Origin of the sequence: Telluria beijingensis (genome assembly GCF_030770395.1) — a bacterium.
GTDB lineage: Bacteria > Pseudomonadota > Gammaproteobacteria > Burkholderiales > Burkholderiaceae_D > Telluria > Telluria beijingensis.
Genome location: NZ_CP132480.1, coordinates 3,856,743 through 3,870,307 on the forward strand (window position 1 = coordinate 3,856,743; position 13,565 = coordinate 3,870,307).

The following is a 13,565-nucleotide window of genomic DNA, read 5'->3' on the forward strand; positions in this document are numbered from 1 at the left end:
CGTGGCAGTTCTTAACAAGTTCTTAAGCGATCATTTTGTTTAGTCCTTGAGAACTTCTCCACCGCTTGCCGGTAACATGACGGCTTTCTAGAGAAAGACACCATGCGGATCCTGCTGACCGAAGACGACCCCCAGCTCGGACGCGCCACCCAGATCGGCCTGGAGCAGGACGGCCATGCGGTCGACTGGGTCACGTCGGCGGAGCACATGCACACGGCGGTGCGCCTGCACGACTATGCCTGCGTGCTGCTCGACCTGGGCCTGCCGGGCCAGGACGGGATGGCGGCGCTGGCGCGGCTGCGCGGCGGCGGCTACGACGGCGCGGTGCTGATCGTCACCGCGCGCGACCAGGTCCCCGACCGCATCGCCGGCCTCGACGCCGGCGCCGACGATTTTCTCGTCAAGCCGTTCGACCTCGACGAGCTGGCGGCGCGCATCCGCAGCGCCTCGCGCCGCGCCGCCGGCCGGGTGCGCGAGCGGCTCGTGCACGGCGACCTGGTGCTGGACCTGGCCGAGCGCCAGGTGATGCAGGATAACCGGCCGGTGGCGCTGTCGGTAAAGGAATTCCGCATCCTGCAGATGCTGCTGGAGAACCGCGGCCGCGTCATCAGCCGCGAGCAGCTGGAAAGGAACCTGTACGGCTGGGGCGAGGAGGTGGAGAGCAATGCGGTGCAGGTGCACATCCATCACCTGCGCAAGAAGCTGGGCCGATCGCTGATCCGCACCGTGCACGCGGTGGGCTACTGCATCGACGCGCCCGGGGCGCCGGCGTGACGCCCGCCATCGATGCGCGCTGGTCGCTGCGCAAGACCCTGCTGGCGCTGCTGCTGGCCCTGACCGTGGCGCTGTGGGCGGGCAGCGCGGCGATCGTCTACGTGGAAGCGGAGCAGGAAAGCCATGAACTGTTCGACCATTCGCTGTCCGAGACCGCCAACCTGCTGCTGTCGCTGGTCGAGAACGAGCTGCGCGAGCACGGCTACATCAAGCTGCCGGTGCAGGTGCATCCGAATCCCGACCGCTACCTGATGTTCCAGGTGTTCGACGCCCAGGGCCGGTTGATGTACCGGAATGCCGGCGCGCCCGCCGCCACGCTGGCGACGGCACCGCCGGACGGCTTTTCGTGGGCGACCCTGCAGGGCCAGCGCTGGCGCGTCTACGCGCTGCGCGACCGCGACCGCACGCTGCGGCTGGTGGTGGCCGAGCCGAACACCCACCGCGAGGACATCAGCACGCGCTTCTTCTACAAGGTGCTGGCCTTCGGCTCGGTGCTGGTGGCGCTGGCGGCGGCGGCGATCTGGTGGAGCGTGCACCGGGTGTTTCGCGTGCTGCAGGCGTCGGCCGACGAGGTGGCGGCGCGCACGCCCAACGACCTGGCCGAAGTGAAGCTGGACGGTATCCCGAGCGAAGCCTTTCCGCTGATGAAGGCGATCAACCGCCTGTTCGGGCGAGTGGGCCATGCGATCGAACACGAGCAGCGCTTCACCGCCGACGCCGCGCACGAGCTGCGCACGCCGCTGGCGGCGATCAAGACCAATCTGCAAGTCCTGCAAAGGGCGCGCAACGAGGGCGAGCGCGCGGAATTCATCGGCGCACTCGGCGTGAGCGTCGACCGCGCCACCCGCCTGGTCGACCAGCTGCTCACGCTGGCCAAGCTCGATCCGGACGGCGGCGCCGCGCCGGCATTGCGGCCGGGAGATATCGCCGCGCTGCTGCGCGAGGATGCAAGCGCCTGGCAGGCGGCCGGCGCCGCGCGCGGGCACGAAGTGACGTTCGAGATCGCGCCCGCGCCTTGCCTGCTGGAGCCGGACAGCCTGCGCATGCTGGTGCGGAACCTGGTCGACAATGCGCTGCGCTATACCCCGGCGCCGGGCATGATCGCGATCGCCTGCGGCCAGGAGCATGGGCATGCGTTTCTGAGGGTAACGGATGGCGGACCGGGTATTCCCGAGGCGCAGCGCGAGAAGGTCTTCGAACGCTTCGTGCGGCTGGCCGGGTCGCACCAGCCGGGCAGCGGGCTCGGACTGTCCATCGTGCGCCGGATCGCCGACCTGCATGGCGCCGGGATCCATTTGAGCGGCGGCTTTGCACCGGCCGGGCTGTCGGTAAGCGTCGTGTTTTTGTCGGACTTCACCGGCACGCAGTCCTGTCCGTCAACGTGAGTTCCTGTCGCTGTAGATTCGCTGTGCACGACGGCCACATCGTTGCTGCTGGAGCTACTATGCCGCCGGCGATGAAATTGTCGCGTTATTCCTTGACTTGACGAATCACTACTTTGGCAGTCAGGCCGCTGCGCCGAATTGCACTATGGATGGATGTACTGATCAAATTATTCATGATCCTGGCGGCAAATTGCTTGTCCATCGATTGCACTGGTGACAGAGGGTTCGCCGTCAAATCATTCAGGGTTCGATCATCGAACACTTTTTCTTGACTGATTACCGCCAATGTCTTCGGATCTAGAATCCAGATAGAAATGTAGGAGAACGGTGCATGGAACGTGGTAGACGCGATTTTTTGTCCGTCAGGTGCAGGACCAGGCGGTTCAAACCATCCTCGGGCATGTCAATATTGCTGCGGTCATGGGGCGCGATTCGACTGTCCGTCACCCTCTTTTCCACCACGTAACCGAAAGAGTGTCCCATGGCTGCGACCAGGGCGTAGGCCATGGGCCTTTCCGCCGCCACGTCAGCTTGAGCGAGGGCCTCGTCATATGGGAGCAGCCCCGCAAGAGCCGCAAGAACAATGGCGGCGCCTGCCGTCGAAGCACCGGGGCAAAAAGGCCATGGACTCTCCTGGGATAATCGGGCATCGATTCGGTCAATCGCTTTTCTACCTGGTTTGCATCGACACGCATCAATACTCAATGTTTTCAGTTCGCGAGAAGCATCCTTCCTGCGGCGCATTGTGGCGAAGACTTATCAGTTAGCGCTCTCTTTGGAGTTGGCGCGGTACGCGAATGGTTGCAGGTCGCCGACCTCGATGCCGTTCATCCCGTCGCTCATGACGTGATCCCATGAAAGCTGCCAGGCAGCTGGTTGTCGAACCTGGATTGCCTTGCCGGTGCCGCTGCCGTTGCTGTCTCGGTGGTTTCCATTACGACCATCTTGAACATGGCCCGCGACCGGAAAAAGCCATGTAAGCGGATCTGACCGATCGAAATAGCGAACAATACAAAGCAGCCATTCCGACTCCCTTTGCCCGCATCCGCCGGCGCGACTTTCAACGGCTACCTGAAAATTCAAGCTCACTCGGGGACTTGCGGGCACCGGCGCCGCCACCGACAGCGATTAATCTGACCTTAATGTTCGGCGCATAAGTTGCAGCCTGGAATAACACCAGGAGATTCCCGTGTCGCTCATCCTGCCGCCCACCCTGTCGCCGGCCGCCCGCGCAGCCGGACACCCCTCCGCTGCGGACCATCGTTGCTTCGGTCTCGCGCTGCTCCCGCCCGGACATCCGGAGCGGCCGTCGCTGGAGGCATTCATTGCGTCCGAGTTTGCTCGCGTCTACGGCGCGCGCGTGCACCACTTCTGCCACACGCTGGCAGGACAACGCGGCGCCGACGGCCGCTGGGTCGCGGCGCTGGGCCATACGCCGGCCGCGCATGGGCCGCTGTTTCTCGAGCAATACCTGGATCGTCCGGTCGAAGCCGCCATCGCCCGGCACGCCGGCCACGCGGTCACGCGCGGCGACGTGGTCGAGGTCGGCAACCTGGCCGCCACCGACGCCGGCGCGGGGCGCGGCCTGATCGTGGCGATGACGCGCCACCTGCATGCGCAAGGGATGGTGTGGGTGACCTTCACCGCCACCCGGGGGCTGCTCAATTCCTTCGCGCGGCTGAAGCTGGCGCCATCGGTGCTGGCCGAAGCCGATCCGGCGCGGCTGGCGGATGGTGGGCGCGGCTGGGGCAGCTATTACGCGACCCGGCCGCAAGTCATGTTCGGCAATATCGGATTCGGCCATGACCATCTGGCGCGCTAGGCAGGCGCGTTCCGGCGCCGTGCTGGAGGGGGACGAGTTCGCCTGGAGCGGCGACATGCTCGACGACCGGGTGCGGACGCTGGCGCAGGCGTTGCGCGCCAGCTGCCGGCCGGGGGCTGCCCTGGCGATCCTGGCCGACAATGGGCCGGACTGGATCGCGGTCGACCTTGCCGTGCACGAGGCAGGCATGACGCTGGTGCCGCTGCCCGCGTTCTTCACGTACGAGCAGTGGCGCCACGCCGTCGCGGCAGCGGCGGTGGAAGGCCTGTTCTGCGCCGATCCGCGCCATGCCGCGCTGCTGGGATTCGGCGCCGCCGCCGCCTGCCCGGGCGCGCTGGGGCTGCACCTCGGGCCGCGGCCGGCGCGCACCGTTCCGGAAGGCGTGCAGAAGGTCACTTTCACTTCCGGCACCACGGCGGCGCCGAAGGGCGTCTGCCTCGGCTCGGACCAGCAGTGGGAGCTGGCCCGGGTGCTGGCCGGGGAGCTGGCCAGCCTGGACGTCCGGCGCCATCTCAACCTGTTGCCGCTCGCCGTGCTGCTGGAAAACATTGCCGGGACCTATACGGCCTTGCTGTCGGGCGCGGCCAATATCTGCCTGCCGCTGGCCCTGACGGGACTGCACGGTGCGGCGGCGTTCGATCCGGTGGTGTGCCTCGACACGATCGCGCGCACCCGCGCCGAAAGCGTGATCCTGCTGCCGCAGATGCTGCAGGCGCTGGTCGCGGCGGCGCGGACCGGCGACGCGCGGCTGCATACGCTGAAGTTCATCGCAGTGGGCGGCGCGAAGACGCCGCCGGCCCTGGTCGCGGCGGCCCAGGCGAAAGGATTCCCTGTGTATGAAGGCTATGGCCTGTCGGAGTGCGGGTCGGTCGTGTCGCTGAACCTGCCGGGCCGGGCCCGCACCGGCAGCGCCGGCCGCCCGCTGCCGAACCGGCGGGTGCGCATCGCTCCCGACGGCGAGATCGAGGTCGGCGGCGGCGCCATGGCCGGCTACCTGGGCCAGTCCGCTCCGGCGCCGGATGGCTGGCTCGCGACGGGCGACCTTGGCCGTCTCGACGCCGACGGCTACCTGTATATCGACGGCCGCAAGAGCAATGTGCTGGTCACCGCCTATGGCCGCAATGTCTCGCCCGAATGGCCCGAGTCCCTGCTGCTCGGCACCGGGGTGGTGGCCCAGGCGATGGTCGTGGGCGAGGCGCGGCCGTTCCTGGCGGCCGCCATCGTGCCCGCCAGTCCGGAATTGCCGGACGAGGCGATCGGCGCCGCCGTCGCCGGCGTCAACCGCGCGCTGCCGGACTATGCGCGCATCGGCGCCTGGTTCCGCAGCGCGCCGTTCGGCGAGGCCGACGCCACCGCCACCGCCAACGGGCGCCTGCGCCGCGCCGCCGCGCAGGCGCGCTGCGCCGCCGACATCGAACGACTCTATCTTCCATGAAGGAGCATCCCATGCAGTTCTACGACATCCTGTGCCAGCGCACCAGCGCCGAGCGCCAGCAATTGTTCAACGTGCCCGTGATCGGCGATGCGCTGCGCGGCGACATCGACCGCGGCCAGTACGTGGCCTTCCTGACCCAGGCCTTCCACCATGTCAAGCACACGGTGCCGCTGATGATGGCCTGCGGCAGCCGCCTGGGCGAGGAATACGGCTGGCTGCGGCGCGCGGTGGCCGACTACGTGGAGGAAGAGATCGGCCACGAGGAATGGATACTGTCCGATATCGCCGCCTGCGGCGCCGACCCGGAACGGGCGCGCCGGTCGCGGCCGGACCCGGCCACCGAACTGATGGTGGCGTATGCCTATCACCAGATCGACCGCGGCAATCCGGTAGCCTTCCTCGGCATGGTCCACGTGCTCGAGGGCACCAGCACGGCGCTGGCGACCCAGGCCGCCGGGACGATCCGCCAGGTGCTGGGCCTGCCGCAGGAGGCGTTCAGCTACCTGACCTCGCACGGCAGCCTCGACCTCGAGCACGTCGCCTTCTTCGAGGGCCTGGTCAACCGGCTCGAACGGGAAGGCGACCGCGACGCGGTGATCCACTGCGCGCGCATGATGTACCGGCTGTACGGCGACATCTTCCGCGGGCTGCCGCAGTGCGCCGATGCGTTCGGAGAAGCCTGACATGGGCGGCCAACCATGGCGGCTGGTCCTCACCGGCGCAGCCGGCGGCATCGGCGCCGCGTTCGCCCAGGCGCTGGCGCCCCACTGCGTGTCGATGGTGCTGGTGGGGCGCGACGCGGCCGCGCTCGAGGCGCTGCGCGCGCGGCTCGGTTGCGGCCTGGTGCGCGTGGTCGCGGGCGACCTCGCGCAGGAAGCGACGCTGGCCGCGGTCGGGGACGCGGCCGGCGCGCTGGGCGGGGTCGACCTGCTGATCAATAATGCCGGCGTCAACGCCTTCCACGACTTCCAGACGCAGGATGCGGCAAGCCTGCGCAGCATGCTCGACATCAACCTGCTGGCGCCGATGCTGCTGACGCAGCGCCTGTTGCCGCAACTGCGCGCGGCCCCGCGCGCCCAGGTGGTCAACGTCGGCTCGCTGTTCGGCTACCTGGGCTATCCGGGCTTCGCCGGCTATTGCGCCAGCAAGGCCGGCTTGCGCGCCTTTACCCAGGCGCTGCGGCGCGAGCTGGCCGACACCGGGATCGCGGCGCGTCACTTCATCCCGCGCGCGACCCGCACGCCGATCAATGCCGGCGCGGTCGACGCGCTCAATGCCGAGATGGGCGTGCCGGTCGACCAGCCGCAGGACGTGGCGCGCCAGCTGCTCGCCTTCCTGGATGGCGCCGCCTGGGAGCGCAAGGCCGGGCTCAGGGAAGCGCTGCTGGTGCTGGTCAACCAGCTGCTGCCGGCCTTGCCCGACCGTGCGATACGGGGCCAGCTGGCCGTCATCCAGCGCCATATGCCGGGCCATTCCCGGCGCCAGACAACGAGGTCATCATGAATACGAGCAAAATCACTTTCGCCGCCATCGCGGTCTGGATGGCATTGTCGGGCGTCGTCCTGACTGCTCTGGCCGCGTCGGCCGACGACGCCGTCGGCGCGCTCCAGCAGCGCTGGGAACAGATAAAATACCGCCATCCTCCGGGCGAGCAGGAACGCGGCTTCGCCGCCTTGAGCGCCGAGGCCGACGCGGCGCTGGCGCGCCAGCCCGACAGCGCGCCGGTGCTGATCTGGCACGGCATCATCGTGGCCAGCCATGCAGGCGCCAAGGGCGGCCTCGGCGCGCTCGGCCTGGCCAGGCAGGCCAGGAAGGATTTCGAGGCAGCGCTCGAGCGTGACCCGCGGGCCCTGTCGGGGTCCGCCTATACCAGCCTCGGCAGCCTGTATTATCAGGTCCCGGGCTGGCCGATCGGTTTCGGCGACGACCGCAAGGCGCAGGATCACCTGAAGCAGGGGCTGGCGCTCGATCCCGATGGGATCGACGCCAATTACTTCTATGGGGATTACCTGTACCGCAAGGGCGACCTGGACGGCGCCGGGCGCTACCTGCGCAAGGCGTTGCAGGCGCCGCCGCGCGCCGGGCGCAAGGTCGCCGACGAGGGACGGCGGGCCGAGGCCGAGGCGCTGCTGGCCCAGGTCGCGGCCAGGCGCAAGTGAAGGCCGATAGCGTACAAGGGGCACTGGATGCGGATATTGCTGGTGGAAGACGATGCGTCGCTCGCCTCGGGCCTGAGACTGGCGCTGGAGCGGGCCGGCTACGCGCTCGAGCACGTGGCCGACGGCCTGGCGGCGCTGGCGGCGCTGGAACACAACCGCTTCGACCTCGCCATCCTGGATCTCGGCCTGCCGCGGCTGGACGGCATCGAGGTCCTGGGGCGGGTGCGGCGTGGTGGCGACCCAGTGCCGGTGCTGGTGCTGTCGGCGCGCGACGCCGTGCGCGACCGCATCGCGGCGCTCGACCTCGGCGCCGACGACTACCTGATCAAGCCGTTCGATGTCGACGAGCTGCTGGCCCGGGTGCGGGTGCTCGAACGGCGGCGCGCCGGACTGCCGGTCAACCAGCTGCGCTTCGGTGACCTGGAACTCGACCTGGCCGGCATGTCCGTCAGCTGGAAGAACGCGAAGATCGAGCTGCAGCACCGCGAATTCATGCTGCTCAGGCGCCTGGTCGAGCAGCCCAACAAAGTGTTCAGCCGCGCCGAACTCGAGGAATCGCTGTATGGATGGGGGGAGGGGGTGGCCAGCAACGCGATCGACGTCTACGTGCACCATGTGCGCCGCAAGACCGATCCCGAGCTGATCAGGACAGTGCGCGGTCTCGGCTACCGCATCGGCCAGCCCGGCGCATGAGCGCGCGCCGCTATTCCATCCGCCGGCGCCTGATCCAGCGGACCATGTTGTGCATGCTGCTGATCCTGGGCGGCATCTCGCTTGCCGCGCACTGGTTCGCCGGCCACGAATCCGAAGAATTCTTCAGCGCGCGCCTGGCCAGTTCCGCGCGCGTGCTCGAGACCCTCGTGGCGCACCAGCTCGACACCGCGACCATCGCCGCGCCGATCGAGATTCCGATCCCCGGCCAGATCGGGCATCATGGCGGACCGACCGCCTACGGCCACCCCTACGAACACAAGATCGCCTTCCAGGTGTGGAGCGCCGACGGCAGGCTGCTGGCCCGCTCGGCCTCCGCGCCGGCCGCCGCGTTCGCGCCGCTGGCGCCCGGTTTCAGCAGCAAGCAGCTGGACGGCGCGCTGTGGCAGGCGTTCGCGCTGCGCTCGGGCGGCGTATGGGTGCTGGTCGCGGAAAAAGACGAGGTACGCGAAGAGATGGTCGAGCAGCTCGGCGCCTCGGTGCTGGGGCCGGTCATCGTCGGGGGCATCCTGCTGGTGCTGGCGGTCAACCTGGTGCTGTCCGCGAACCTGGCGCCGCTGCGCTCGCTGGCCGACGCGATCGCGCGGCGCGAACCGGCATCGCTGGCGCCGGTCGCGCTGTCGGGCCTGCCCGACGAGCTGGCGCCGGTGGTGGACGAGCTCAACAGCCTGCTGGCGCGCGTGCGCGCCGCCTTCGAACGCGAGCAGCAATTCATCGACGCGGCGGCGCACGAGATCCGTACCCCGATCGCCGCCGTGCAACTGCATGTACAGAATGCGCTGCGTGCGGCCGACGGCGTGCAGCGCGACCAGTCGCTGGCCGAGGCGGTGCGGGCGCTGCGGCGCACCACGCAATTGGCCGAGCAGCTGCTCACCTTCAGCCGGCTGGCGTCGGGCACCGACCTGGCGCTGCGGCGGCGGGTGTCGCTGGCCGAGGTGTGCCGCGAGGTGATCGCGCTCGAGGAACCGCTGCTGGACCGGCGCGGCCAGGTACTGGGGTTCGACGCGCCGCACGACTGCACGGTGGCGGGCGACCCCTACCGCTTGCAGCAGCTGTTGCGCAACCTGATCGACAATGCGTCGCAGCACGGCCTGGCGCATGGCACCATCGACGTGTCCATTGCCGGCGGCGACGGCGTGGCGTTGCTGCGCGTCGCCAACGATGGCGAGCCGGTGCCGGAGGCGGATATCGAGAACGTGTTCAGGCCCTATTACCGGCTGCGGCCCGGCGCCGCCGAAGGTGCGGGACTGGGGCTGAGCATCGTGCGGCAAATCGCTGGCCAGCACGGCGCGACCGTGGCGATCGCGCGCAAGGCCGACGGACAGGGATGCGTGGTGACCGTGGAATTTCCGGCGTGGGCGCCGGACTGATCCGGCATATGGATGGGAGCGTGTGCTTCGGCGCAGCGTCGCCTGCGAGCGGCTGGCCGCGTACCTGACCGTGCCGTCCCGGCCTTGCCTGCTGCGCCGCGCCGCGGCATCGGCCGGTCGCGGCTAGCGCGCCGGTGTTCTTTCGCCATCGCCGCCGAGTGCCTTGCGCAGCGGTTCGGCCTGGCCGCTGGACTCGCCGCGTTCCACGATCTGGCGTACGCTCAGCGCCTTGCCATAGTATGCATCGGTCAGTGGCTGGTTGTAGCGGATGTCGTTGACGGCAACCGTCAGGGCATTCGCGAACAGGCCCTTGGCGCCGGACCAGGCGACGATGTCGCCGCTGGTCGAGCCCTCGGCAATGCGCGCATACGTGAGGATTGTCAGGCCGGCATCGGCACTGATGGAAAAATTGTTCTTGCTGCGGAAGTGGTCGACCGCGCGCTGGTTCATCAGGACGAGGGCCGCCGGTCCTTCTTCGGCGCCGGCCTGCAGGCCGACCCCGATGGCGCCGGTATTGAAGAACGCCGGATCGCTCCAGCCGCCGTCGTCGCGGCGCACCAGCAGGACCCCGGCGCCGCCCTCGGCGCCGACGGCCAGCGCCGCACGCCCGTAATGGGGGACGATATAGACGCCGCGCGCGCGCTTCAGGAGTGCCGCCATCTTCGGCGCCGACGCCATCGATTGCGCGACCCGGGCGGCCTGGTCGACATGGCGGGCGGCGGCCTGTTTGCGCTGCGCCTCGGTGGCGCCGGACCTGGCCTGGGTGGCCTGATTGTCGGTCGCGGCGACGGCGCCGGCGGCGGACGGAGGCGCCTGCGCGAACGCCGGCAGCGCCGCGCACAGCAGGGCGCACAGCGCCGTGCGCGGGTGCGGTGCGCCGCGCTGGCGCGAGCGGACGGCTGTGGAGGGCAGGGGCAGGGAAGTGTTCATGGGATTATTCATGGAAAGCTCCGGATTCGGTAAGTGATTCGGTAGATGAGACACCGTGCGATCGGCGCGCCAGATGTGCAGGATAGTCGGGGTTCTTGCGAAAGCTTTGATTTCGCTCAGTCGAACTCTTGACTTGCCTGATGCAAATTTCCAGGCAAGTAATTAGGCGTCGACTGTGACGGGGGCCTGTTCATGCTTTCATTGACCGGCGCCAAAATCCGTGTCTGGGTATTGCGCGGCTGGCGCGGGTCTATCGTCGCTGGAACCGATGCGGGGAGGGGCCGTGGATGAGGTGCAAGCGCGATCCGGCGCGGCCGGCGCCTCCGCCGGCCTGTCCCGGCGTCGACATTTCGCATAAAATCCGAGGCAATGGCAAGCTTGCAATCCTTCAGAGGAGCGCCCATGCACGCCGACCCTGCCTTTCCTTTCATGCGGGAGATCCTGCTGTTCCTGATCCTCGCGGGCATCCTGGTTCCCACCCTGCAGCGCCTGCGCGTCAACCAGGTGCTCGGCTTCTTCGTGGTGGGTGCCATGCTGGGGCCGTTCGCCGCCGGACCGCTGGCCGGCGCGCCGCCGTGGCTGGCGGCCCTGGCGTTCCCTTCCGGTCCGGGTGTTTCCCTGCTGGCCGAGATCGGCGTACTGTTCCTGATGTTCTCGGTCGGACTGGAACTCACGGTGGATCGCCTGTGGGCCATGCGGCGCTGGGTGTTTGGCGTCGGCAGCGCACAGGTTGCGCTCAGCGCATGCGCGCTCGCCGCCGCGCTGCACGCTTGTGGCCTGCCCGGCGTCGCTGCGACGATCCTGGGCCTGGTGCTCGCGCTGTCGTCGACCGCGGTCGTGATGCAGCTCATGAGTCAGCGCCACATGACCGGAAGCACGCTGGGCCAGGCCGTGTTCGGAATCCTGATGCTGCAGGACCTTGCTGTGGCGCCATTGATGATCCTGATTGGCGCGCTGGCGCATGGCGCGAACACGAGCGGTGCCGAGGTTGCCTGGCAGGCGCTGGCGGCCAGCGCGCGGACGGCGCTGGCGCTGGCGCTGATCTGGCTGGCGGGCCGAATCGTCGTGCAACGGCTGTTCCGGATCTTCGCGCGGGAACGCCAGCCGGATGCCTTCATGGCGCTGATCCTGCTGGCCACCTTCGGCCTTGCGGCCATGTCGGCCGCGGCCGGCCTACCGATGGCGCTCGGCGCCCTGGTCGCCGGCCTGCTGCTGGCCGAGACCGAGTTCAGGCACGAAGTCGAGCTGATGGTGGAACCTTTCAGGGGATTGCTCATGGGCCTGTTTTTCATGACTGTGGGCATGACCATCGATGTGCGCCTGGCACTCGCGGAGCCGTTGTGGGTGGGTGGCGCCGTCGCTGGGCTGGTGCTGGTCAAGGGCGTCGTGGCGTCGTTGCTGTTGCGGGTCGGCGGACTGCCCTGGGGACAGGCCTCCGAGGGCGGCCTGTTGCTGGGACAGGGTGGCGAGTTCGCCTTCGTCGTGATCGCCTACGCCAGCAAAGTGCAGGTGCTCGAGCCGTCGCTGGGGGCATCGGCGACGCTGGTGGTCGGCCTGTCGCTGCTGGTCACGCCGCTGCTGGCGCGGCTGGGCCGGTCATTGGGCGAACGCGGCGAACGCCTCGCGCGCGCAGAGCCGCTGCCGGTGGACAATGCCGGTGTGGTCATCGCCGGTTTCGGCCGGGTGGGCCAGCAACTGGGGAAATTGCTGGCGTCGCAAGGCATACCGTATGTGGCCATCGAAGCCGACGCCGCCCTGGTGGCGCGCCTGCGCGCCGGCGGGCTGCCGGTCTGGTACGGCAACGCCGCGCGTGCCGAGCTGCTGCGCAAGGTGCGCGCCGATGCGGCGCCGGCGATCGTACTGACGATGGACCAGCCGGCAGCGGCCCTGCTGGCCGTGCGCGGCATCCGCCGCGCACTCCCGCATGCGCGCCTGTTCGTGCGCGCGCGCGACGAGGCGCATGCGCACGCGCTGCGCATCGCCGGCGCCAGTGTGGTCGTGCCGGAAACCCTTGAAGCCAGCCTGCAGTTATCGGCCTTCGTCCTGGAGGCCGTCGGCGTCGAGGAGCGCCTGGTCGAAGAGATCCTGGCGCGCGAGCGTGACCTGTTCGCGGCTGGCTTGCCGCAATCGGGGTCTCCCTGAACCCCGCACGCCCAGGCTGACGGCGATGTGCAGCGGCCCGGCGTCGGTCGGGCCTTCCGGCGCGTCGATGTCCGTGCGCACGCATTCCGCGCAAGCCGGCGCATCGCCTGGCGATGCTGCGGGCGGCGCGGCGTGGTTCGATCGGGGCAGGAACGAATATGGCATACATGGGGGCCATGGCGCCAGGGCTTGGCCTGACCATGGACGGGAGGAGCGCACATTGATCCAAGTCACAAACCAAGATGCTCCGCGTCCTAGGATATACCAGACTCCGACAATCCGACGCCCGGTCTGCAGGGCGGGCGGACACCAATCGGGTGCAACCGGCGCGATTGCCGTTCCATCATCGTCAACCTCAGGAGGACACCATGGCAAACAATGTGACACGCTACGACCCGATGCGCGAGCTGATGCGCTTCGACCCTTTCCGCAGCCTGGACGACATCGTGCGCGACTTTCCGCTTGCCTCGGCGCTACGCGGACTGGACGTCGACCGCCGCCTCCGGGTCGACGTGACCGATAGCGAGCACGACTATGTCGTGAAGGCCGACATCCCTGGCGCCAGGAAAGAGGATATCCGGGTGTCGGTGGATGGCAACGTGGTCTCGATCAGCGCCACGGTCCAGAACGAACAGCAGCAGACTTCCGGCGGCACAATCTACAGCGAGCGCTATACCGGCGCGCAATTCCGAAGCTTCAGCCTTCCCCAGGAAGTCGACGACACCAGGACAGCGGCGAAGTACGAAGATGGCGTGCTGCACCTGACTTTGCCGAAAAAGCCAGGCACGGCGCGCAAGCAGATCGCCATTCAATAACGTGGCGTCGACCGCCGGTCAT

14 protein-coding genes are annotated in these 13,565 nt (G+C 68.5%); 11 read left to right on the forward strand and 3 right to left on the reverse strand.

Annotated features, from left to right (window positions below; all coding sequences use genetic code 11):
• Positions 1-102: 102 nt before the first annotated feature.
• Together Q9246_RS17170 and Q9246_RS17175 are read left to right on the forward strand one after the other, a co-directional pair.
• The gene (locus tag Q9246_RS17170) at positions 103-774 is read left to right on the forward strand and encodes a response regulator (RefSeq protein ID WP_306391863.1); all 672 of its coding nucleotides are present in this window, start codon (positions 103-105) and stop codon (positions 772-774) included.
• Entirely contained in the window at positions 771-2,159 is a 1,389-nt protein-coding gene (locus Q9246_RS17175; protein WP_306391864.1) for an ATP-binding protein, read from the forward strand. Before Q9246_RS17170 ends, Q9246_RS17175 begins: the two co-directional genes overlap by 4 nt.
• A gap of 297 nt (positions 2,160-2,456) precedes the next feature.
• Here the strand turns inward: Q9246_RS17175 and Q9246_RS17180 are convergent, their stop codons facing one another.
• Complete coding sequence (locus tag Q9246_RS17180) at positions 2,457-2,666, reverse strand: hypothetical protein (RefSeq protein WP_306391865.1); 210 nt, start codon at positions 2,664-2,666, stop codon at positions 2,457-2,459.
• Positions 2,667-2,918: 252 nt separating this feature from the next.
• Positions 2,919-3,242, reverse strand: a complete 324-nt coding sequence (locus Q9246_RS17185) for a hypothetical protein (protein WP_306391866.1) — start codon at positions 3,240-3,242, stop codon at positions 2,919-2,921.
• Positions 3,243-3,348: 106 nt separating this feature from the next.
• On the opposite strand from Q9246_RS17185, the gene Q9246_RS17190 reads away from it, so the two are divergent.
• From Q9246_RS17190 to Q9246_RS17220, 7 genes are read left to right on the forward strand one after another with little or no spacing between them, the layout of a single operon-like run.
• Positions 3,349-3,981, forward strand: coding sequence for a thermostable hemolysin (locus Q9246_RS17190; RefSeq protein ID WP_306391867.1), 633 nt, complete (start codon positions 3,349-3,351; stop codon positions 3,979-3,981).
• Positions 3,962-5,416 carry an AMP-binding protein gene (locus tag Q9246_RS17195; protein WP_306391868.1) on the forward strand — a complete coding sequence of 485 codons (1,455 nt, stop codon included), beginning with the start codon at positions 3,962-3,964 and terminating at the stop codon, positions 5,414-5,416. Before Q9246_RS17190 ends, Q9246_RS17195 begins: the two co-directional genes overlap by 20 nt.
• Positions 5,417-5,427: 11 nt before the next feature.
• Positions 5,428-6,099 (forward strand): iron-containing redox enzyme family protein, encoded by a 672-nt coding sequence (locus Q9246_RS17200; RefSeq protein WP_306391869.1) that lies wholly within the window; start codon positions 5,428-5,430, stop codon positions 6,097-6,099.
• Position 6,100: 1 nt separating this feature from the next.
• On the forward strand, positions 6,101-6,919 hold the full coding sequence (locus Q9246_RS17205; protein ID WP_306391870.1) for an SDR family oxidoreductase: 819 nt from the start codon (positions 6,101-6,103) through the stop codon (positions 6,917-6,919).
• Positions 6,916-7,575, forward strand: coding sequence for a tetratricopeptide repeat protein (locus Q9246_RS17210; protein ID WP_306391871.1), 660 nt, complete (start codon positions 6,916-6,918; stop codon positions 7,573-7,575). The genes Q9246_RS17205 and Q9246_RS17210 overlap by 4 nt, the downstream gene beginning before the upstream one ends.
• 27 nt (positions 7,576-7,602) lie before the next feature.
• Positions 7,603-8,268 (forward strand): response regulator, encoded by a 666-nt coding sequence (locus Q9246_RS17215; protein WP_306391872.1) that lies wholly within the window; start codon positions 7,603-7,605, stop codon positions 8,266-8,268.
• Positions 8,265-9,656 carry a sensor histidine kinase gene (locus tag Q9246_RS17220; RefSeq protein ID WP_306391873.1) on the forward strand — a complete coding sequence of 464 codons (1,392 nt, stop codon included), beginning with the start codon at positions 8,265-8,267 and terminating at the stop codon, positions 9,654-9,656. Before Q9246_RS17215 ends, Q9246_RS17220 begins: the two co-directional genes overlap by 4 nt.
• Before the next feature lie 123 nt (positions 9,657-9,779).
• On the opposite strand, the gene Q9246_RS17225 is transcribed toward Q9246_RS17220, so the two are convergent.
• Positions 9,780-10,586: a lipid-binding SYLF domain-containing protein gene (locus Q9246_RS17225; RefSeq protein ID WP_306391874.1), complete on the reverse strand. Its 807-nt coding sequence runs from the start codon at positions 10,584-10,586 to the stop codon at positions 9,780-9,782.
• Between the two features lie 402 nt (positions 10,587-10,988).
• On the opposite strand from Q9246_RS17225, the gene Q9246_RS17230 reads away from it, so the two are divergent.
• Both Q9246_RS17230 and Q9246_RS17235 read left to right on the forward strand, forming a co-directional pair.
• Positions 10,989-12,728 carry a cation:proton antiporter domain-containing protein gene (locus Q9246_RS17230; RefSeq protein ID WP_306391875.1) on the forward strand — a complete coding sequence of 580 codons (1,740 nt, stop codon included), beginning with the start codon at positions 10,989-10,991 and terminating at the stop codon, positions 12,726-12,728.
• A gap of 368 nt (positions 12,729-13,096) precedes the next feature.
• Positions 13,097-13,543 carry an Hsp20/alpha crystallin family protein gene (locus Q9246_RS17235; RefSeq protein ID WP_306391876.1) on the forward strand — a complete coding sequence of 149 codons (447 nt, stop codon included), beginning with the start codon at positions 13,097-13,099 and terminating at the stop codon, positions 13,541-13,543.
• The last annotated feature ends 22 nt before the right edge of the window (positions 13,544-13,565 follow it).

Bases quoted from the DNA above. Each gene is read 5' to 3' on its own strand.
- Q9246_RS17170 (WP_306391863.1), top strand. From the start codon at position 103: ATGCGGATCCTGCTGACCGAAGACGACCCCCAGCTCGGACGCGCCACC.
- Q9246_RS17180 (WP_306391865.1), bottom strand. From the start codon at position 2,666: ATGGCCTACGCCCTGGTCGCAGCCATGGGACACTCTTTCGGTTACGTG.
- Q9246_RS17195 (WP_306391868.1), top strand. From the start codon at position 3,962: ATGACCATCTGGCGCGCTAGGCAGGCGCGTTCCGGCGCCGTGCTGGAG.
- Q9246_RS17200 (WP_306391869.1), top strand. From the start codon at position 5,428: ATGCAGTTCTACGACATCCTGTGCCAGCGCACCAGCGCCGAGCGCCAG.
- Q9246_RS17205 (WP_306391870.1), top strand. From the start codon at position 6,101: ATGGGCGGCCAACCATGGCGGCTGGTCCTCACCGGCGCAGCCGGCGGC.
- Q9246_RS17210 (WP_306391871.1), top strand. From the start codon at position 6,916: ATGAATACGAGCAAAATCACTTTCGCCGCCATCGCGGTCTGGATGGCA.
- Q9246_RS17215 (WP_306391872.1), top strand. From the start codon at position 7,603: ATGCGGATATTGCTGGTGGAAGACGATGCGTCGCTCGCCTCGGGCCTG.
- Q9246_RS17220 (WP_306391873.1), top strand. From the start codon at position 8,265: ATGAGCGCGCGCCGCTATTCCATCCGCCGGCGCCTGATCCAGCGGACC.
- Q9246_RS17225 (WP_306391874.1), bottom strand. From the start codon at position 10,586: ATGAACACTTCCCTGCCCCTGCCCTCCACAGCCGTCCGCTCGCGCCAG.
- Q9246_RS17230 (WP_306391875.1), top strand. From the start codon at position 10,989: ATGCACGCCGACCCTGCCTTTCCTTTCATGCGGGAGATCCTGCTGTTC.
- Q9246_RS17235 (WP_306391876.1), top strand. From the start codon at position 13,097: ATGGCAAACAATGTGACACGCTACGACCCGATGCGCGAGCTGATGCGC.